This window comes from Streptomyces sp. NPDC053673, from assembly GCF_055585225.1.
Window position 1 is genome coordinate 8,491 of the sequence record NZ_JBVJKN010000057.1, and the last position, 23,263, is coordinate 31,753.

Sequence of the window (23,263 nt, forward strand, 5' to 3'; positions counted from 1 at the left end):
TGAATACGGTTATTGACGGCGTGCCTGTTATTTGGTCAGGATGGTCAGTCAGCTTGTAATTCTCGTATCGCCACTGCCCTCTGCGCACCCTGCCACCCAGGGGTGCGTAGGGGGCAGTTAGGGGTTGTCGGGGGGATTGAGCGGCGAATAACCTGCCGCTGATCAGTCGATTCGGTAGCCGATTCGGTGAAGAAAAGAAACGGCTGTGTACCCGATGTAATCCTCGGCTTTTTGCTGACAGTTTTCCGATGCCGTCTGCTGCAAATGGGTGGTTGCGTTAAATGGCGAATGAAGAGACGCTGCGGGACTACCTGAAGCTGGTGACGGCGGATCTGCATCAGACGCGTCAGCGGCTGCGCGACGTCGAGGCGAAGAACCAGGACCCCATCGCCATCGTCGGCATGGGCTGTCGCTATCCCGGCGGCGTGAACTCGCCCGAGGAGCTCTGGCAGCTCGTCGTCGACGGCGGCGACGCCATCACCGGCTTCCCCGCCGACCGCGGCTGGGACATGGAGACGGTCTACCACCCCGACCCCGAGAACCCGGGCACCAGTTACGCCGACCAGGGTGGTTTCGTCCAGGACTTCGCGCGCTTCGACCCGTCGCTCTTCGGGATCTCGCCGCGCGAGGCCCTCGCCATGGACCCGCAACAGCGGCTGCTCCTTGAAACCTCCTGGGAGGCGTTCGAGAGGGCCGGGATCGACCCGACCTCGATGCGCGGCAAGCAGGTCGGCGTCTTCGTCGGCACCAGCAACCACGACTATCTGACCGCGCTGCTGAGCTCGTCCGAGAACGTCGAGGGCTACCTCGGCACCGGCAATGCGGCGAGCGTCGCCTCCGGCAGGCTCTCGTACACCTTCGGACTCGAAGGCCCGGCCGTCACCGTCGACACCGCCTGCTCGTCCTCCTCGGTCGCCCTGCACCTGGCCGTGCAGGCGCTGCGCAACGGAGAGTGCTCGCTCGCGCTGGCGGGCGGCGCCACCCTGATGTCCGCGCCCGGCACCTTCATCGACTACAGCAAGCAGCGGGGCCTCGCCACCGACGGCCGCTGCAAGGCGTTCTCGCCGGACGCCGACGGCTTCAGCCTCGCCGAGGGCGTCGGCATCCTGCTCGTCGAGCGGCTGTCCGACGCCCGCCGCAAGGGCCACCCCGTCCTCGCCGTCGTCCGTGGTACCGCCGTCAACCAGGACGGTGCGAGCAACGGTCTCACGGCGCCGAACGGCCCGTCGCAACAGCGCGTCATCCTCCAGGCGCTCTCCAACGCCCGCCTCACCCCCGACCAGGTCGACGCCGTCGAGGCGCACGGCACCGGTACCGGCCTCGGCGACCCCATCGAGGCGCAGGCCCTCATAGCCACCTACGGTCAGGACCGCCCCGACGGACGTCCGCTGTGGCTCGGCTCGCTCAAGACCAACATCGGGCACGCGCAGGCCGCGGCCGGTGTCGCGGGCGTCATCAAGAGCGTCATGGCGATGCGGCACGGTGTGCTGCCGCGCACCCTCCACGTGACCGAGCCGACCCCGCACGTCGACTGGTCGGCGGGCGAGGTGTCGCTCCTCACCGAGGCGCGGCCGTGGCCGCAGAACGACCAGCCGCGCCGCATCGGTGTCTCCTCGTTCGGTATGAGCGGCACCAACGCGCACATCATCCTGGAGAGTGCACCGGAGGCCACGGCCGATCAGCCGGCCGCCGCCGCCCCGGAGGGCCCCCAGGCCGCCCTGCCCGTCGTCCTGTCCGGCAGGACCGAGAGCGCGCTGCGCGCCCAGGCCGCCGCGCTGCACGCCCATGTCGCCGCCCGGCCCGGCCTCGGCATCGCCGACCTCGCCTTCTCGCAGGCCCTCACCCGGGCCGCCCTGGACCGCCGCGCGGCCGTCGTCTCCGACGACCGGGACAGCCTGCTGGCCGGACTCGCCGCACTGGCCGAAGGACGCCCGACCGCCGAAGTCGTCGAAGGAAGCGCCACGGAAGGCAAGGTGGCCTTCCTGTTCACCGGGCAGGGTAGTCAGCGGCTCGGTATGGGCCGTGAGCTGTACGGGACCTACCCGGTGTTCGCCCAGGCACTGGACGCGGTCTGCGACCGCCTTGATCTCGAAATGCCCCTGAAGGACGTCCTGTTCGCCGACGAGAGCGATCTGCTGGACGAGACCGCGTACACCCAGCCCGCACTCTTCGCCGTCGAAGTGGCGCTGTTCCGGCTCGTGGAGAGCTGGGGCCTGAAGCCGGACTTCCTGGCCGGGCACTCCATCGGCGAGATCGCCGCCGCGCATGTGGCCGGAGTGCTGTCCCTGGAAGACGCCTGCACCCTGGTCGCCGCCCGCGGCCGGCTGATGCAGGCACTGCCCGGTGACGGCGTCATGATCGCCGTACAGGCAGCCGAGGACGAAGTCCTGCCGCTGCTCACCGACCGGGTGAGCATCGCCGCGATCAACGGCCCGCAGTCGGTCGTCATCGCGGGTGACGAGGACGCGGCGACCGAGATCGCGTCGGGCTTCGAGACCCAGGGACGCAAGACCAAGCGCCTGGCGGTCAGTCATGCGTTCCACTCGCCGCACATGGACGGCATGCTCGACGCCTTCCGCGAGATCGTCGAGGGCCTGTCGTACGAGGCCCCGCGCATCCCGGTCGTCTCCAACCTGACCGGTGCCCTGGTCACCGACGAGATGGGCTCGGCCGACTTCTGGGTCCGGCACGTGCGCGAGGCCGTACGGTTCCTCGACGGCATCCGCTGGCTGGAGAGCCGAGGCGTCACCACGTACCTCGAACTCGGCCCCGGCGGTGTCCTGTCCGCCCTCGGACAGGACTGCCAGACCGCGACCGGAGCCCGCGCGGCGGCCTTCCTGCCCGCGCTGCGCACGGGCCGCCCGGAGCCGTGGTCGCTGACCGCCGCCGTCGCCGGCGCCCATGTGCGCGGGCACTCCCCGGACTGGGCCGCGCGCTTCGCCCAGGCCGGCGCCCAGCGCGTCGAGCTGCCCACCTACGCCTTCCAGCGCGACCTGTACTGGCCCCGCGACCCCTTCACCGACTTGGCGGAACCCGCCGAAGGCGGCGAACTCGGCGCCACCGACGCCAAGTTCTGGGAAGTTGTCGACAGCGAGGACCTCGCCGCGCTCGCCGACACCCTCGGAGTCGACGGGGACCAGCCGCTCAGCAGCGTGCTGCCCGCCCTGTCCGCGTGGCACCGTCGCCACCGCGACCGTGACACCGTCGACGGCTGGCGCTACCGCGTCACCTGGAAGCCGCTCACGGAAGCAACGCCCGGGCCCCTCGCCGGGCACTGGCTTCTCGCCGTGTCCGCCGACGACCCCTGGGCGTCGGCCGCCGAACGGACCCTGGCCGCGCGCGGTGCCACCGTGCGCACCCTCGTACTCGATGCCGCCGCCGACGACCGTGCCGCCATCGCCCGGCGCATCGGTGAGGCCCTCGCGGATGCCGACGAGCCGGCCGGGGTGCTCTCCCTGCTCGCCCAGGACGAGCGGCCGCACCCCGTGGACCCGGCCGTGCCCGCCGGGCTGGCCGCCACCGTCGCCCTCATCCAGGGGCTCGGCGAAGCGGGAGTCGACGCACCGCTGTGGACCGCCACCCGGGGCGCGGTCTCCACCGGCCGCTCCGACCGCCTCACCAGCGCCGTCCAGGCCCAGGTCTGGGGTCTCGGCCGCACCGCCGCGCTCGAACTGCCCGGCCGCTGGGGCGGTCTCGTCGACCTGCCGCAGACCCCCGACGACCGGTCCGCCGGCCGGCTCGCCGACGTCCTCGGCGGCCTCGGCACCGAAGACCACCTCGCCGTACGCTCCACCGGAGTCTTCGTCCGCAGGCTGGTCCGCGCTGCCCAGGACGAGCGGCCCGCCACCGAGTGGACCGCCGGCGGTACGGCTCTGATCACCGGCGGGACCGGCGCGCTCGGCCGGCATGTCGCCCGCCGGCTCGCCCGCACCGGCACGGCCCACCTTCTGCTGGTCAGCCGGCGCGGCCCGGACGCCGAGGGCACCGACGAACTCGCCGCCGAACTGCGCGAGCTGGGCGCCGACGTCACCTTCGTCGCCTGCGACGTCGCCGACCGCGACGCGGTCGCGGCGCTGCTCGCCGCCATCCCCGCCGAGCACCCTCTCACCACCGTCGTCCACGCCGCCGGCATCCTCGACGACGGCGTCCTGGACGGCCTGACCCCGCAGCGCTTCGCCGGAGTCCTGCGCCCCAAGGCCCACGCCGCGCACGTGCTGCATGAGCTGACCCGCGACCTGGACCTGTCCGCGTTCGTCCTCTTCTCCTCCGTCGCCGCCACCTTCGGAGCCGCCGGGCAGGCCAACTACGCGGCGGCCAATGCCTACTTGGACGCCCTGGCCGAGCAGCGCCGCGCCGACGGCCTGCCCGCCACCGTGCTCGCCTGGGGTGCGTGGGCCGAAGGCGGCATGGCCACCGACGAACTCGTCGCCGAACGCCTGCGGCTGGCCGGACTGCCCGCCCTCGCGCCCGAACTCGCCCTGTCCGCGATGCACATGGCGCTCACGCTGGACGAGACCTCCTCCGTCGTCGCCGACATCGACTGGCAGCGACTGGCCCCCGGCCTCACCGCCGTACGCCCCTGCCCGCTGATCGCCGACCTGCCCGAGGCCGCTCACGCGCTCGCCACGGCCGGGTCGGCCCCCACGTCCGGCGCCGCCGCCGACACCCTTGCGCGACAGTTGGCGGACGCTCCGGCAGCCGAACGCGACCAACTCGCGTTGGAGTTCGTCCGCGCCCAGGTCGCCGCCGTCCTCGGCTACGCGGGACCGGAGTCCGTCGACCCGGCCAGCGCGTTCCGGGATCTCGGCTTCGACTCGCTCACCGCCGTGGAGATCCGTAACCTCCTCACCTCCCGAACCGGCCTGCGGCTGCCCGCCACACTGATCTTCGACTACCCCAACTCCCTCGCCCTGGCCGCCTTCCTCCAGAGCGAGCTGCTCGACGCGCACACCACGGACGCCGCTGTTCGCACCCCCGTCCCCGCGGGTCCGGCCGCCGACGACGACCCCATCGCCATCGTCGCGATGAGCTGCCGTTTCCCCGGCGGCGTCGAGACCCCCGAGGACCTCTGGCAGCTCCTTGTCACCGGCCGCGACGCGATCGCCGGCTTCCCCTCCGACCGGGGCTGGGACCTCGACGGGCTGTACGACCCCGAGGCCGTCGCCGAGAACACCAGCTACGTCCGGGAAGGCGGGTTCCTCGCCGACGCCACCGACTTCGACCCGGCGTTCTTCGGGATCTCGCCGCGCGAGGCCCTCGCCATGGACCCGCAGCAGCGGCTCCTGCTCGAAACCTCGTGGGAAGTCTTCGAGCGGGCCGGGATCGACCCCGCCACCGTGCGGGGCGAGCAGGTCGGCGTCTTCACCGGAACCAACGGCCAGGACTACATCAATGTCATCCTGGCCGCCCCCGACGGCGTCGAGGGCCTCCTCGGCACCGGCAACGCCGCGAGCGTCGTCTCCGGCCGCGTCAGTTACGTACTCGGCCTCGAAGGCCCGGCGGTCACGGTCGACACCGCCTGCTCGTCGTCGCTGGTGGCGCTGCATTGGGCCATTCAGGCGCTGCGGCAGGGCGAGTGCACCATGGCCCTGGCCGGTGGCGTGACCGTGATGTCCACACCTGCCTCGTTCATCGACTTCAGCCGTCAGCGGGGACTCGCGCAGGACGGCCGGATCAAGGCCTTCGCGTCGGCCGCCGACGGTACGGGCTGGGGCGAGGGTGTCGGCATGCTGCTCGTGGAGCGGCTGTCCGACGCGCGGGCCAAAGGCCATCCGGTGCTTGCGGTGGTGCGTGGTTCGGCGATCAACCAGGACGGTGCGAGCAACGGGCTGACGGCCCCCAACGGTCCGTCGCAGCAGCGGGTGATCCGCCAGGCGCTGGCGAGTGCGGGTCTGTCCGCCGCTGACGTGGACGCGGTGGAGGCGCATGGCACGGGCACGAAGCTCGGCGACCCGATCGAAGCCCAGGCACTCCTCGCGACGTACGGGCAGCACCGACCGGCCGATCAGCCGTTGCTGCTGGGCTCGATCAAGTCGAACATCGGTCACACGCAGGCCGCCGCCGGTGTCGCCGGTGTCATGAAGATGGTGCTGGCGATGCAGCACGGGGTGCTGCCGCAGACCTTGCACGTGGACGAGCCGACCCCGCACGTGGACTGGACGGCCGGTGACATCGACCTGCTGAAGGAGAAGCAGGAGTGGCCCGAGACCGGCCGCCCGCGCCGGGCGGGCGTCTCTTCCTTCGGCATCAGCGGCACCAACGCCCACACGATCATCGAGCAGGCCCCGCAGGCCGTGCCGTCCACGACCGCGGCGCAGGAAGTGGCCCCGGAGCGTACCGACGGCCCTCTGCCGTGGCTGATCTCCGCCAAGAACGATGATGCTCTGCGCGACCAGGCGCGCCGACTGCACGCCCACGCGGAGCTGCACCCCGACCTGCGCCCCGCCGACCTGGGACTCTCGCTGGCCGTCGGCCGCTCGGCGTTCGAGCGGCGCGCCGCCGTGGTCGCCGCAGACCGGGAGGGTCTGCTGGCAGGGCTTGAGGCACTGGCCGAGGGAGCTTCGGCGGCGGGACTGGTGGAGGGCTCACCGGTCGGCGGCAAACTCGCCTTCCTGTTCACCGGGCAGGGGAGTCAGCGGCTGGGGATGGGCCGGGAGCTCTACGAGGCGTATCCGGTCTACGCCGAGGCGCTGGACGCGGTCTGCGCTCACGTCGACGCGTACCTCGAAGTACCTCTGAAGGACGTGCTGTTCGGGTCCGATGCCGAGGCGTTGGACCGGACGGAGTTCACGCAGCCCGCGTTGTTCGCGACGGAGGTGGCGCTGTTCCGGCTGGTCGCGTCATGGGGTGTGAAGCCCGATTTCCTGGCGGGGCACTCGATCGGCGAGATCGCGGCGGCGCATGTGGCGGGCGTGCTCTCGCTGGAGGGCGCAGCCGAACTGGTCGCGGCCCGCGGCCGGTTGATGCAGGCGCTGCCGGGAGGCGGCGTGATGATCGCCGTACAGGCGTCGGAGGAAGAGGTCCTGCCACTGCTGACCGGCGGCGTGAGCATTGCCGCGATCAACGGCCCGCAGTCCGTGGTCATCGCGGGCGACGAGGACACGGCGGTCGAGATCGCCGAGAGCTTCCAGGTGCAGGGGCGCAAGACGAAGCGCCTGGCCGTCAGCCATGCCTTCCACTCGCCGCACATGGACGGCATGCTCGACGCCTTCCGCCGCGTCGCGGAGGGGCTGTCGTACGAGTCCCCGCGTATTCCGGTCGTCTCCAACCGGACCGGAGCCGTGGTCTCGGACGAGATGTGCTCGGCCGACTTCTGGGTCCGCCATGTGCGGGAGGCGGTCCGGTTCCTGGACGGCATCCGTGCCATGGAGACCGCCGGCGTCACCACGTACCTCGAACTCGGCCCGGACGGGATTCTGTCCGCCCTCGCGCAGGAGTGCGTCGCAGGGGAGGCCGTCTTCGTCCCCGTCCTCCGCAGCGGCCGCCCCGAGCCCGAGACGATGACCACGGCGCTCGCGCAGGCGCACGTCCACGGCACAGCGGTCGACTGGCAGGCGTACTTCTCCGGCACCGGCGCCCACCGCGTCGACCTGCCGACGTACGCCTTCCAGCGCCGGCGCTACTGGCCGGCCGTCTCCTCCCTCCACCTCGGCGATGTGGAGGCGATCGGCCTCGACGACACCGCACACCCGCTGCTCAGCGCCGGGGTCGCCCTGCCCGAGTCCGACGGCATGGTGTTCGCCGGGCGGCTCGCGCTCTCCACGCACCCCTGGCTCGCCGACCACGCCATTCTCGGCAGTGTCCTGCTGCCCGGTACGGCCTTCGTGGAGCTGGCGATCCGTGCCGGTGACCAGGTCGGCTGCGACTACCTCGAGGAGCTGACCCTCGAAGCGCCGCTGGTCCTGCCCGAGCACGGCGGAGTGCAGCTGCGGGTGTGGGTCGGTGCCGCCGACGAGGCCGGGCGTCGCCCGCTCGCCCTGCACTCCCGTGCCGAGGGGCCGGCCGCCGAGGAGCCGTGGACGCGGCACGCCGGCGGTGTGCTCTCCGAGGGTGGACGGCCCCAGGCTGACTTCGACCTGGCCGCCTGGCCCCCCGGCGACGCCACCGAAGTCGAGCTGACGGGGCGGTACGACGGGCTCGCCGACATCGGATTCGCCTACGGTCCCACCTTCCGGGGCCTGCGCAGGGCATGGCAGCGCGACGGCGAGATCTTCGCCGAGGTGCGGCTGCCCGAGGGCACCGAGGACGAGGCGAGCCGGTTCGGGCTGCACCCGGCACTGCTCGACGCGGCCCTGCACGCCATCGGCCTGGGCGGCGTCGGTGCGGACGACGGCGTGGGGCGGCTGCCCTTCGCCTGGACGGGCGTGTCACTGCACGCGGGCGGTGCCGCCGCACTGCGTGTCCACCTTGCCCCGGCGGGGGCCGAGGGGGTGCGCCTGGAGATCGCGGACGCCTCGGGCACCCCGGTCGCGGCCGTCGAGTCCCTCGGACTGCGCCCGGTGACGGCCGATCAGCTCCGGGCGGCGCGTGCCACGTATCACGAGTCCGTCTTCCGCCAGCAGTGGACCGAGCTCCCGGGATTGATCGCTCCGGCCGACGGCTCCGCGTTCCGGTACGCGGCCCTCGGCGACGGCGACGGCATGGCGTTCGGGGACACGGGCGCCGATCGCTACCCGGACCTGGCTGCGCTGGCCGCCGCCGTCGACACCGGAGCGGCCGTACCGGACGAGGTCGTCGTCACCCTCGTGCCCGGCCATGAGGTCCCCTCCGCACCGGCCGTGCACTGCGCCGCGCACGACGCACTCGCGCTCGTCCAGGCCTGGCTGGCGGACGAGCGGTTCGCCGCATCCCGACTGGTCTTCGTCACCCGGGGCGCGGTGGCCACGGACCCGGCCGACGGCGTGAACGACCTGGCCGCCGCCACCGTGTGGGGCCTGCTGCGGTCCGCGCAGACGGAGAACCCCGGCCGGATCGCACTCGTCGACACCGACGGCCACAACCGTACCGGTCAGGCCCTGAGGGCGGCGCTCACCTCCGACGAGGAGCGGTTCGCGCTGCGTGGCGGCGCGGTGCTCGTGCCGCGCCTCGCCCGCGTCGAGACCCGACACGGAACCCGGCAGGCGACCCGGCACGGGGCCGGGGACAGGACGGGGCAGGAAGACGCCGACCGCGCCCCTGCCTTCGGCCCCGGCGGCACGGTGCTGATCACCGGTGCCACGGGTGCCCTGGGCGGCCTGATCGCCCGGCACCTCGTCGCCGAGTACGGCGTGCGGCGGCTGCTCCTCGTCGGCCGCCGCGGAGGCGACGCCCCGGGAGCCACCGAACTCGCCGCCGAAATCGCCGAGTCGGGCGCCCGTGCGACCTGGGCGGCGTGCGACGTCGCCGACCGGGACGCGCTGGCAGCCGTCCTCGACGCCATCCCCGCCGAGCACCCGCTGACCGCCGTCGTCCACACCGCCGGAGTCCTCGACGACGGGATCATCTCCTCGCTGACCCGCGAGCGGCTCTCCACGGTCCTGCGCCCCAAGGTCGATGCGGCACTCCACCTGCACGAGCTCACCCAGGGCCTGGACCTCTCCGCGTTCGTGCTCTTCTCCTCCACCTCCGGCCTCTTCGGCGGCCCGGGACAGGGCAACTACGCCGCCGCCAACGCGTTCCTCGACGCCCTCGCCCAGCAGCGCCGCGCCCAAGGGCTCCCGGCGATCTCGACGGCCTGGGGTCTGTGGTCCGTGGCCGACGGCATGGCAGGAGCCCTGGACGCGGCCGACGTCAACCGCATGCGCCGGGCCGGACTGCCCCCGCTGACGGCTGCCGACGGCCTGGAGCTGTTCGACACGGCCGTCTCCCTTCCCGACGCATCCGTCGCCCTCATGCGGCTGGACACCGAAGCCCTGCGCACGCAGGCGGCTGCGGGCGCCATCGCTCCGCTCCTGCGCGGTCTCGTACGCGGCGTGGCCCGGCGGACCGTCGACGCTTCGACCGCTGCCGGAAACGCGGAGCCGGAACTGCGCGGCAGGCTGACCGGGCTCTCCGTCGCCGAACAGGACCGCGCCCTGCTGGATCTGGTCCGTACCGAAGTCGCCGCGGTACTCGGCCACCCGGGCCCCGCGGCCGTCGAGTCGGGCCGGGCCTTCAAGGAGCTGGGCTTCGACTCGCTCACCGCGGTCGAGCTGCGCAACCGGCTGAACGCCCGCACCGCGCTGCGTCTGCCCGCGACCCTGATCTTCGACTACCCGGACCCGACCGTCCTCGCCCGCCACCTGCGTGCCGAGCTGATCGGCGACGACACCACGGCGTCCGTGGCCGAGCCGGTGACGGCGGCGTCCGACGACGAGCCCATCGCCATCGTGGCGATGAGCTGCCGGTACCCCGGCGGCGTCCGCACCCCCGAAGACCTGTGGCAGCTCCTGACGGCCGGCGTGGACGGCATCACGCCCCTCCCGGAGAACCGCGGCTGGGACACCGAGGCGCTGTACGACCCCGACCCGGAGAGCCAGGGCACCAGCTACGCCCGCGAAGGCGGATTCCTGCACGACGCCGCCGAGTTCGACGCGCCCTTCTTCGGTATCTCGCCGCGCGAGGCGCTCGCCATGGACCCGCAGCAGCGGCTGCTCCTCGAGACCACCTGGGAGGTCTTCGAACGCGCCGGCATCGCGCCGTCCGCCGTGCGCGGCAGCCGTACCGGTGTCTTCGCAGGCGTCATGTACCACGACTACGGCGCGCGACTGCACGCCGTGCCCGACGGCGTCGAGGGCTACCTCGGCACCGGAAGCTCCAGCAGCATCGTCTCAGGACGCGTCGCCTACACCTTCGGTCTGGAGGGCCCGGCTGTCACCGTCGACACGGCCTGCTCTTCTTCGCTGGTCGCCCTGCATCTCGCGGTCCAGGCGCTGCGCAACGGCGAGTGCACGCTCGCCCTGGCGGGCGGTGTCACCGTGATGTTCACGCCCGGTACCTTCATCGAGTTCAGCCGCCAGCGGGGCCTGGCCGCCGACGGCCGCTGCAAGTCCTTCGCGGCCGCTGCCGACGGCACCGGTTGGGGCGAGGGCGCGGGCATGCTCCTCCTGGAGCGGCTTTCCGACGCCCGCAGGAACGGCCACCAGGTCCTGGCGGTCGTCCGCGGCTCCGCCGTCAACCAGGACGGCGCCAGCAACGGCCTGACCGCCCCCAACGGACCGTCGCAGCAACGCGTCATCCGCGCCGCACTCGCCAACGCCGGTGTCGCCGCCGGACAGGTCGACGCCGTCGAGGCGCACGGCACCGGTACCACCCTCGGCGACCCGATCGAGGCGCAGGCACTGCTCGCCACCTACGGCCAGGAGCACACCGACGACCGGCCGCTGCTGCTCGGCTCGGTGAAGTCCAACCTCGGCCACACACAGGCCGCTTCGGGTGTCGCCGGTGTCATCAAGATGGTCATGTCGATCCGGCACGGCCTCCTGCCGAAGACCCTGCACGTGGACGAGCCCACTCCGCACGTCGACTGGTCCGCAGGCGCGGTGTCCCTCCTCACCGAGCAGGTGAAGTGGCCCGAGACCGGCCGTCCGCGCCGGGCGGGCGTCTCCTCCTTCGGCATCAGCGGCACCAACGCGCACGCCGTCATCGAGCAGGCCCCGGCGCCTGACCCCGCGCAGCCGCAGAAGCAGCCGGAGCCGCGGCCGGACAGCGCCGAGTCGTGGCCCGTGCCCCTGGTCCTGTCGGCCCGCGGCGAGGACGCCCTGCGCGCCCAGGCCCGGCGCCTCCACGCCCACCTCCATGCCGACCCCACGCTGCGCACCGCCGACCTCGGCCTCTCCCTGGCGACCACCCGCTCGGCCCTGGAGATGCGCGCCGCGCTCGTCGCCGGGGACCGTACGGAACTGCTGCGCGGTCTGGACGCCCTCGCCCGCGGCGAGGAGACGGCCGGGCTGCTGCGGGGCACCGCCGGCGAGAGCCGGACGGCGTTCCTCTTCACCGGCCAGGGAAGCCAGCGGCTCGGGATGGGGCGTGAGCTGTACGAGACGCATCCGGCATTCTCGACGGCGCTGGACGCGGTCTGTGCCGAACTCGACCGGCACCTCGAACGTCCCCTGCAGGACGTGCTGTTCGCGACCGAGGGTGATGCGCTCGACCAGACCGGGTTCACGCAGCCCGCCCTCTTCGCCGTCGAAGTGGCGCTGTTCCGGCTCGTCGAGTCGCTCGGACTCAAGCCGGACTTCCTGGCAGGCCACTCCATCGGCGAGATCTCGGCTGCGCATGCGGCGGGCGTCCTGTCCCTCCAGGACGCCTGTGAACTGGTCGCCGCGCGTGGCCGGTTGATGCAGGCGCTGCCGACCGGCGGCGTGATGATCGCCGTGCAGGCCTCGGAGGAAGAGGTTCTGCCGCTGCTGACCGACCGGGTGAGCATCGCGGCGATCAACGGCCCTCAGTCGGTCGTCATCGCAGGTGACGAGGGCGCGGCTACGGCGATCGCGCAGGCCTTCGCGGACCGCAGGACGAAGAAGCTGACGGTCAGTCACGCATTCCACTCGCCGCACATGGACGGCATGCTCGCCGACTTCCGGAAGGTCGCCGAGGGGCTGGTCTACGAGCCTCCGCGTATCCCGGTCGTCTCCAACCTCACAGGGTCCCTGGTCACCGACGAGATGTCCTCGGCCGACTTCTGGGTCCGGCACGTGCGTGAGACGGTCCGGTTCCTGGACGGCATCCGCGCCCTGGAGACGGCCGGAGTCACCACCTACGTCGAACTCGGCCCGGACGGTGTCCTGTCGGCCCTGGCCCAGGAGTGCGTAACCGGCGAGGACGCGGTATTCGTCCCCGTACTGTGGCACGACCGCTCCGAGACCGAGCCCGAGACCGAGCCCGAGACCGTGGCCACGGCCCTCGCCCGCGCCCACGTCGAGGGCGTGCCCGTGGACTGGGCGGCGTACTTCTCCGGCACCGGCGCCCAGCGCGTCGAGCTGCCCACCTACGCCTTCCAGCGCAAGCGCTACTGGCTCGACGTCGGTGTTTCCGTCGAGGACGTCCTGGCGGCCGGGCTCGACGCGGCCGACCACCCGCTGCTCGGCGCCGCCGTCGAACTGCCCGCGTCCGACGGGCTGGTCCTCACGGGACGTCTCGCGCTTTCCACACACCCCTGGCTGGCCGACCACACCGTCATGGACACCGTCCTGCTGCCCGGCACGGCATTCGTCGAGCTGGCCCTGCGGGCCGGTGCACAGTGCGGCTGCGACACGGTCGAGGAGCTGGCCATCGAGGCTCCGCTCACCCTGCCCGAGCAGGGCGCCGTCCAGCTCCGGCTTGCCGTGCATGCGCCGGACGACGCCGGGCGGCGGACGCTGACCCTGCACTCCCGCCGTGCGGAGGCCCCGGCCGACGAGCCGTGGACACGGCACGCCACCGGTGTCCTCGCAGCCGCAGCGCCGCCGCGCACGTTCGACCTGGCCCAGTGGCCGCCGGCCGGCGCGGAGCCCGTGCCCACCGACGGGTTCTATGCGGGCGCGGCGGCGGCCGGACTGGGCTACGGACCGGTGTTCCAGGGGCTGCGGGCCGCCTGGCGGCGCGGCGGGGAACTCTTCGCCGAGGTCGCCCTCGACGAGGAGCACGAGAGCGACGCCGCCGCCTACGGCGTGCACCCCGCCCTGCTCGACGCGGCCCTGCACGCGATCGGCCTCGGCGTGCCCGCCGACGCCGCCTCCGAAGGAGCCCGGCTGCCCTTCGCCTGGACCGGTGTACGGCTGTACGCGGTCGGCGCGGCAGGCGTCCGCGTTCGGCTCACCGTCGCCGGGTCCGGGGGAGTCGCCCTGGACGTGGCGGACTCCACCGGCGCGCCGGTGGCCTCCGTCGACTCCTTGATCCTGCGCCCGGTCTCCGCACAGCAGCTCGGCGACGACCGGGCCGCGCACCACGAGTCCCTGTTCGGCGTGGAGTGGGCCAAGGTGTCCGTCGCGGCGGGCGCGATCCCGTCCGGCGAGCGCTGGGCGGTGCTCGGCGAGGACGAGCCCGACCTGAGGATCGGTGGCGAGCGGCTGGAGACGTACACCGGTCTCACCGCACTGCGTGACGTGCTCGCGGCCGGGGCATCGGCACCGGACGTGGTCTTCGTACCGCTCTCCGCCGCCGCCTCCGGCGGCGGCCGGGCCGCCGCCGCCAGGGCGGCCACGCACCACGCCCTCGCTCTGGTCAAGGAGTGGCTGGCCGACGAGCGACTGGAGGACGCGCGGCTGGTGTTCGTCACCCGGGGCGCGGTGGCGGCCGTGCCGGGCGAACATGTGACAGATCTGGCCCACGCCCCGGTGTGGGGTCTGGTGCGGTCCGCGCAGTCGGAGAACCCCGGCCGTTTCGTGCTGGCCGACACCGACAGCACCGACGCCTCCTTCGGGGCGCTGGCTTCCGCGCTCGCCACCGACGAGCCGCAGCTCGCACTGCGGTCCGGCGAGGCGTACGCCTTCCGGCTGCGCCGTATCGCACGGACCGCGCCCGAGACGGACGGCGACGAGGTCGCCCTCGCGGGCCTCGACGCCGACGGCACCGTCCTGATCACCGGCGCCAGTGGCACCCTCGGCAAACTCTTCGCCCGCCACCTGGTCGCCGCACACGGCGCGCGGCATCTGCTGTTGCTCAGCCGGCGCGGGGAGCGGGCGCCCGGTGCGGCCGAACTCACCCGTGAGCTGGTGGAGTCGGGTGCCGAGGTGTCGTGGGCCGCGTGCGACGCGGCCGACCGGGACGCGCTGGCGGCCGTACTGGCCGATGTTCCGGCGGAGCATCCGCTCACGGCGGTCGTCCACACGGCCGGTGTGCTGGACGACGGCATCATCGACTCGCTCACCCCCGAGCGACTCGACACCGTCCTGCGCCCCAAGGTGGACGCGGCCTGGAACCTGCACGAACTGACCGAGGGCCGCGAGCTCTCCGCCTTCGTGCTCTTCTCCTCGGTCGCCGGCTCCTTCGGCGCGGCGGGCCAGGGCAACTATGCGGCGGCCAACAGCTTCCTGGACGCTCTCGCCCAGCACCGTACGGCCCGCGGGCTCACGGCCTGCTCCCTCGCCTGGGGTCTGTGGGCGGCCGGTGACGGCATGGCAGGCTCTCTCGACGACGCCGACCTGAGCAGGATGGCCCGCGCCGGTGTGGCCGCGCTCGCGCCCGAGGAGGGGCTGGCGCTCTTCGACGCCTCCCGCGCTCTGGACGATGCGGTCCTCGCGCCGATGCGCGTCGAGTTGGCCGCGCTGCGCGCCCAGGCCGCGGACGGCACGCTGCCGCCGCTGCTGCGCGGTCTGGTACGCACCCCCGCGCGCCGGGCCGCCGACTCCGGGGCCCGCACCGGAACGCGCCCCCGGGCCGAGGCCGCGGGCTCCCTCGAAGAGCGGCTCGCGGGCCTGTCGGCCGCCGAGCGCGACCAGGTCCTCATGGAGCTGGTCCGCACCCAGGTGGCCGCGGTCCTCGGCTACTCAGGACCGGACGACGTCGACGCCGGCCGGGGCTTCCTCGACCTGGGCTTCGACTCGCTCACGGCGGTCGATCTGCGCAACCGGCTCACGGCGGCCTCAGGACTCCGGCTGCCCGTCACGCTGATCTTCGACTACCCGTCGCCCGCCGCGCTCTCCGCATACCTCAGCGGCAGGCTCGGCCAGGCAGACCCGGCCCGTCGGCCCGTCCACGCGGAGCTCGACAAGCTCGAATCGATCCTCGCGGCAGTCGGCCCCGACGACGTCGAACGCGCGGGCATCACCGCCCGGCTGCGAGACCTTCTGGCGAAGTGGAATGAGACGCACAGTGCACAGGACAGCGCCGCCGGAGAGCGGGAAATCCAGTCCGCGACGGCCGACGAGATCTTCGATCTCCTCGACGACGAACTGGGGCTGTCCTGACCGGCGTCGGGCCGACCGGTTCCGGGGCGACGCCGGCCGGCCTTCGGCCCCGGCGGCGCACCGGGTCCTGCCCGCCGTCCGGCCCGGCTCCCTCTTTCCGATCCACCGGCTCCGCGCGAGCTTTCCGACTCTGACCACGGGGATGGCGTAAATGGTGAACGAGGAGAAGTACCTCGATTACCTCAAGCGGGCGACGACCGACCTCCGCGAGGCCCGACGGCGGCTGCGCGAGCTGGAGGAGCGAGAGCAGGAGCCGATCGCCATCGTGGCGATGAGCTGCCGCTACCCCGGAGGCGTCGACACCCCCGAGCAGTTGTGGGAGTTCGTGTCCCGCGGCGGCGACGCGGCATCCGCCTACCCCACCGACCGCGGCTGGGACACCGACGTCCTGTTCGACCCCGACCCGGAGAGCGGGATCGAGGCGTACGAGAAGGTCGGCGGATTCCTGCACGACGCCGCCGACTTCGACCCCGGGTTCTTCGGGATCTCGCCGCGCGAGGCCCTCGCGATGGACCCGCAGCAGCGGCTGCTCCTCGAAACCTCCTGGGAGGCGTTCGAACGGGCCGGGATCGACCCGTCGTCGCTGCGCGGCAGCCGTACCGGTGTCTTCGCCGGACTGATGTACCACGACTATGCCGCCCGCCTGTTCAGCGTGCCCGAGGAGATCGAGGGCTTCCTCGGCAACGGCAGCTCCGGCAGCATCGCCTCCGGCCGGGTCGCCTACACACTCGGCCTCGAAGGCCCCGCCGTCACCGTCGACACCGCCTGCTCTTCTTCGCTGGTCGCCCTGCATCTCGCGGTCCAGGCGCTGCGCAACGGCGAGTGCACGCTCGCCCTGGCCGGCGGCGTCACGGTCATGTCGACGCCGGGCACCTTCATCGAGTTCAGCCGCCAGCGGGGCCTGGCCGGCGACGGCCGCTGCAAGTCGTTCGCCGCCGCCGCCGACGGCACGGGCTGGGGCGAGGGCGCGGGCATGCTCCTCCTGGAGCGGCTCTCCGACGCCCGCAGGAACGGCCACCAGGTCCTGGCGGTCGTCCGTGGCTCCGCCGTCAACCAGGACGGTGCGAGCAGCGGCCTGACCGCCCCCAACGGACCGTCGCAGCAACGCGTCATCCGGGCCGCCCTCGCCGGCGCCCGGCTGTCGGCCACTCACATCGACGCCGTCGAGGCCCATGGCACCGGCACCACCCTCGGCGACCCCATCGAGGCACAGGCCCTCCTCGCCACCTACGGCCAGGACCGCCCCGACGGCCAACCGCTGTGGCTGGGCTCCATCAAGTCGAATCTCGGCCACACCCAGGCCGCGGCCGGTGTCGCGGGCGTCATCAAGATGGTCATGGCGATGCGGCACGGCGTGCTCCCGCAGACCCTGCACGTCGACGAGCCGACCCCGAACGTCGACTGGACCGAGGGCGCGGTCTCGCTGCTCACCGAATCCATACCGTGGCCCGAGACCGGCCGTCCGCGCCGCGCCGGCGTCTCGTCGTTCGGCATCAGCGGCACCAACGCCCACACCATCATCGAACAGGCCCCCGAGCCCGCCGCGACCGAGGACGAGACCCCGGCCGGCGGCGCTCCGCCCGTCCCGTCGCTCTGGAACCTCTCCGCCAGGACTCCGGCAGCCCTGCGCGCCCAGGCGGACAAGCTCCACACCCATCTGACCGCGCACCCGGACCTGCGCGCCGGGGACATCGCCCACTCCCTGGCGACCGGACGCACCGACTTCGAGCACCGAGCGGTCCTCACGGCCGGCGACCGGGCCGGACTCACCCGGGCACTGGAGTCCCTCGCCGCCCTCGGCCCCGACGAGACGGCACCGGGCATCACCCGGGGCCGGCCGGTCGCCGGAAAGCTGGCATTCCTGTTCACCGGGCAGGGGAGTCAGCGGCTGGGGATGGGCCGGGAACTGTATGAAACCCACCCGGCGTTCGCGGACGCCCTGGACGCGGTGTGTGCGGAACTGAACCCGCGTCTTGCAGAGCCGCTGAAGGATGTGCTGTTCGGCTCGGACGCGGATGCGCTGGATCGAACGGAGTACACACAGCCCGCGCTGTTCGCTCTCGAAGTGGCTCTCTTCCGGCTGGTGGAGTCGTGGGGTGTGAGGCCGGACTTCCTGACGGGGCACTCGATCGGGGAGATCGCTGCCGCGCACGTGGCCGGGGTGCTGTCGCTGGCGGATGCGTGTGAGCTGGTCGCTGCGCGTGGGCGATTGATGCAGGCGCTGCCGTCCGATGGCGTGATGATCGCGCTGCAGGCGTCGGAGGACGAGGTCCTCCCGCTGCTCACCGATGGGGTGAGCATGGCCGCGGTCAACGGCCCGCAGTCCGTCGTGATCGCGGGCGACGAGGACGCCTCCACAGCCATCGCGGAGACCTTCAAGGACCGCAAGAGCAAGCGGCTGACGGTCAGTCATGCCTTCCATTCGCCGCACATGAACGGCATGCTCGACGCCTTCCGCAAGATCGCCGAGGGCCTTTCGTACGAGACCCCGCGCATCCCGGTCGTCTCCAACCTCACCGGCACGCTTGTCACCGACGAGATGGGCTCGGCCGACTACTGGGTCCGGCATGTGCGTGAAGCCGTACGGTTCCTCGACGGCATCCGCACTCTCACCGACCGCAACGTCGTGCATTTCGTGGAACTGGGCCCGCACGCCGTGCTCTCCGCCATGGCCCAGGACTGCCCGACCGGGGACACCGCCGCCTTCGTGCCCCTGCTTCGCAACGGCCATGCCGAGGCCGAGACGCTTGCCGGCGCTCTCGCCCGGCTCCACGTCCGCGGCGTGACCGTCGACTGGCACGCCTATTACGCCGGCACGGGCGTCCAGCGCGTCGACCTGCCCACGTACGCCTTCCAGCGTGACGCATACTGGCTCGACGCCGGACGGCCCGTCGGCGACGTCTCCTCGGCCGGGCTCGGTGCGGCCGGGCACCCATTGCTCGGTGCCGCCGTCGCACTCGCGGACTTCGACGGTTTCCTCTACACCGGCCGTCTGTCACTCGACACCCACCCGTGGCTCGCCGACCACACCGTCATGGGCTCGGTCGTGCTGCCGGGCACCGCCTTCGTCGAGCTGGCGATCCGTGCCGGCGACCAGGTCGGCTGCGACCTCCTCGAAGAACTCACCCTCCACGCGCCGCTCGTGCTGCCTGAGCACGGCGGCGTGCAGCTCCAGTTGTGGGTCGGCGCGCCGGACGCCACGGGCCGCCGATCCGTGGGCGTGCACTCGCGCCCCGAGCCGACCGCCGATGCCGCCCAGGACTCCGACTCCGGTGACCCGTGGACGCGGCACGCCGACGGCGTCCTCGCCACGGGGGCCCCGGCGCCCGGCTTCACCCCGCACGTCTGGCCCCCGGCCGACACCACCGCCCTCCCTGTCACCCAGCTGTACAAGGGACTCGCCGAAGCGGGCCTGGAGTACGGCCCCGCCTTCCAAGGCGTACGCGGGGCCTGGCGGAGCAGCGACGGCACGACGTACGTCGAGATCGAACTCGCCGACGAACAGGCCGCCGAGGCAAACCGGTTCGGGCTGCATCCCGCGCTGCTCGACTCGGCGCTGCACACCATCGGCCTCGCCGGACTGGCCGAGGACACCGGCCGGGGCAGGCTGCCGTTCTCCTGGAGCGGCGTCACCCTGCACGCCGTGGGCGCCTCGGTGCTGCGCGTACGGCTGTCGAAGTCGGGTCCCGACGCGGTGTCCCTGGCACTGGCCGACGGCGCAGGGCTGCCCGTGGCCGACATCGCCTCACTCGCGCTGCGCGAGGTCTCGGCCGAGCAACTCGAGGCCGGACGCAGCGGTCACCACGACGCGCTGTTCCGGGTGGAATGGAGCCCTCTCGCACTGCCCGGCGCGGCCGACGAGCACGGGGCAGCGCTCGGAGAGATCCCTCGTGCCGACGAGTGGGGTGTGCCCGCCGCCCGCCATACCGACCTTGCGGCGCTGAGCGCGGCCCTCGATGCCGGTGACCCCCTGCCCGGCACCGTAGTCGTACGACACCCCGGCGCGCCCGCTCTCACCCCGGAGGCGGTCCACGAGGCCACGCACCGGACGCTCGGCCTGCTGCGGCACTGGCTTGCCGATGACCGGCTCGCCGGCACCCGGCTCGTCCTGCTCACCGAGGGCGCGGTGGCCGCCGGCGCCGCCGACCAGGTACCCGACCCGGTGCACGCCGCCGTCTGGGGGCTGGTCCGCTCCGCGCAGGCCGAGCACCCCGGCCGGTTCGTACTCGTCGACACCGACGGCACCGGCGCCTCCTCCGAGGCGCTGGCCGCCGCGCTCGCCACCGACGAGCCGCAGCTCGCCCTGCGCGACGGCACGGCCCACGCGGCCCGCCTGGCCAGGTTCCCCGCGACAGCCCGCGCCGAGACACCGACGTACGACCCGGAAGGCACCGTCCTGATCACGGGCGCCACCGGCACTCTCGGCAGGCTCGTCGCCCGGCACCTCGTGAACGAGCGTGGCGCGCGGCATCTGCTGTTGCTCAGCCGGCGCGGGGAGCGGGCGCCCGGTGCGGCCGAACTCACCGGAGAGCTGGTGGAGTCGGGTGCCGAGGTGTCGTGGGCCGCGTGCGACGCGGCCGACCGGGACGCGCTGGCGGCCGTACTGGCCGATGTTCCGGCGGAGCATCCGCTCACGGCGGTCGTGCACACGGCCGGTGTGCTGGACGACGGCATCATCGACTCGCTCACCCCCGAGCGACTCGACACCGTCCTGCGCCCCAAGGCCGACGCGGCACTCCACCTCCACGACCTCACCCGCAACCTCGACCTGACGGCCTTCGTCCTGTTCTCCTCGGCCGCCGGAGTTTTCGGCGCGCCCGGTCAGGGCAACTACGCAGCGGCCAACACCTTCCTGGACGCCCTCGCCCAGCACCGCCGCGCCCAGGGACTTCCCGGACAGTCACTGGCCTGGGGCCTGTGGGCGGATGCCGACGGCATGGCGGGAGCCCTGGAGCAGGCCGACCTCGACCGGATGAAGCGTGGCGGCGTGCATGGCCTCACCGCCGCCGAGGGCCTCGCGCTCCTCGACCTCGCCGAAGCCCTCGGCGGCGCCGAGGACGACCACGCATCCGCTGATCAGGGACTGCTCGTGCCCATGCGGCTGGCCCTTCCTGCCCATGCACCCGGCGGTGAAGTCGCCCCACTGCTCCGCGGATTGGTCCGCAGCCGCGCACGGCGCGTCGCCGCCGGCGCCACCGGCCGCACCGCGTCGGACCGCTCCGCCCTGGAACAGCAGCTCCTCGGCCTCGACGTGCCCGAGCGGGAGCGGCTGCTTCTCGACCTCGTCCGCACTCACGTCGCCGACGTACTCGGCCACGGCTCCCCGGACGCCATCGAACCCGAACACGCCTTCAGCGAGCTGGGCTTCGACTCCCTCACGGCGGTCGAGCTGCGCAACCGGCTGGGCACGTCCGTCGGCAGGCGGTTGCCCGCCACGTTGATCTTCGACTATCCGACCTCGCTCACCCTCGCCCGCCACCTGGCCCTCGTACTCGGCGGCTCGCAAGCAGAGCCCGCGGCAGGAAAGCCGGTGCCCGCAGCCGTCGACGACGACCCGATCGCCATTGTGGCGATGAGCTGCCGCTACCCGGGCGGCGTCACCACCCCCGAGGAACTGTGGCGGCTCCTGGAGAACGGCGGCGACGCGATCTCCGGCTTTCCGGCCGACCGGGGCTGGGACATCGAGTCACTGTACGACCCCGATCCCGAGCACCCCGGCACCTCGTACACCCGCCATGGTGGCTTCCTGCACGACGCCGCCGCATTCGACCCGACCTTCTTCGGGATCAGCCCGCGCGAGGCCGTCGGGACCGACCCGCAGCAGCGGCTTCTCCTGGAGGCCACCTGGGAGGCGTTCGAGCGGGCCGGGATCGACCCGGCCACCGTGCGCGGCAGCCGGACCGGCGTGTTCGCGGGTGTCATGTACCACGACTACGCGTCGCTCCTTGAGGGCTCCGCCGACGGAGCGGAAGGCTCGCTCGGCTCGGGAAGCACCGGCAGCATCGCCTCGGGCCGCGTCTCGTACACCTTCGGTCTCGAAGGCCCCGCCGTGACCATCGACACCGCCTGCTCGTCCTCGCTGGTCGCCCTTCACATGGCCGCCCAGGCGCTGCGCACGGGCGAGTGCGACATGGCACTCGCCGGCGGTGTCACCGTCATGGCGACCCCAGGCACGTTCGTCGGCTTCAGCCGCCAGCGCGGCCTCGCGGCCGACGGCCGCTGCCGCGCCTTCTCGGCCGACGCCGACGGCACGGGCTGGAGCGAGGGCGTGGGCATGCTGCTCGTCGAGCGGCTGTCGGACGCGCGGGCCAAGGGGCACCCCGTACTGGCGATCGTGCGTGGCTCGGCGATCAACCAGGACGGTGCGAGCAACGGTCTGACGGCTCCCAACGGCCCCTCACAGCAACGCGTCATCCGTGCCGCACTCGCGAGCGCGGGACTGTCGGCCTCCGACGTGGACGTGGTGGAGGCGCATGGCACGGGGACGACGCTCGGCGACCCGATCGAGGCCCAGGCGCTCCTGGCCACCTACGGTCAGGACCGCCCCGAGGACCGCCCCCTGTGGCTGGGCTCCATCAAGTCGAACATGGGGCACACCCAGGCCGCGGCGGGTGTCGCGGGCGTGATGAAGACAGTGCTGGCCATGCAGCACGGAGTGCTGCCGCGCACCTTGCACGCCGAGCACGCCTCGCCGCACGTGGACTGGTCGGAGGGGGCGGTCTCGCTGCTCACCGAGTCCGTTCCGTGGCCGGAGACGGGCCGTCCGCGCCGCGCGGGTGTGTCGTCGTTCGGTATCAGCGGCACCAATGCCCACACGATCATCGAGCAGGCGCCCGATGCCGCCGCCGAGGAGGCCCCGGCTGAGGCCCATCGCGTGTACACGCCGGGTGCGGTGCCCCTGCGGCTCTCAGGCCGCAGCGCGGACGCCCTGGCGGCCCAGGCCCGCGCCCTGCGGGCACACGTGGCGGCCCACCCCGACACCGCTCTGCCCGACCTGGCGTACTCGCTGGCCACCGGCCGTACGGCCTTCGACCACCGCGCCGTAGTCGTCGCGTCCGACGGCGACACGATCGCCACCGCACTCGACGCACTCGCCGACCAGCGCACGGCTCCCGGCCTGATCCGGGGCACGGTCGCGAAGGGCGGCCGCACGGCGTTCCTGTTCACGGGGCAGGGGAGTCAGCGGCTGGGGATGGGCCGTGAGTTGTACGAGGCGTATCCGGTGTTCGCCAAGGCGCTGGATGAGGTGTGCCGGCACCTGGAACTGCCGCTGAAGAGCGTGCTGTTCGGGTCCGATGCTGAGGCGTTGGACCGGACGGAGTTCACCCAGCCTGCGTTGTTTGCCGTTGAGGTGGCGTTGTTCCGGCTGGTGGAGTCGTGGGGTGTGAGGCCGGACTTCCTGGCTGGTCATTCGATCG

The 23,263-nt window shown here is 72.8% G+C and carries 2 protein-coding genes; both read left to right on the forward strand.

The annotated features are described in order from the left end of the window. Positions 1-281: 281 nt before the first annotated feature. On the forward strand, positions 282-15,845 hold the full coding sequence (locus ACZ6ZQ_RS37235; protein ID WP_469772969.1) for a type I polyketide synthase: 15,564 nt from the start codon (positions 282-284) through the stop codon (positions 15,843-15,845). 151 nt (positions 15,846-15,996) lie between these two features. Then, on the forward strand, positions 15,997-23,263 hold a 7,267-nt coding region (locus ACZ6ZQ_RS37240; RefSeq protein WP_469772970.1), incomplete at its 3' end, for a type I polyketide synthase.

Coding starts and splice junctions, on each gene's coding strand:
- ACZ6ZQ_RS37235 (WP_469772969.1), top strand. CDS start 282: ATGGCGAATGAAGAGACGCTGCGGGACTACCTGAAGCTGGTGACGGCG.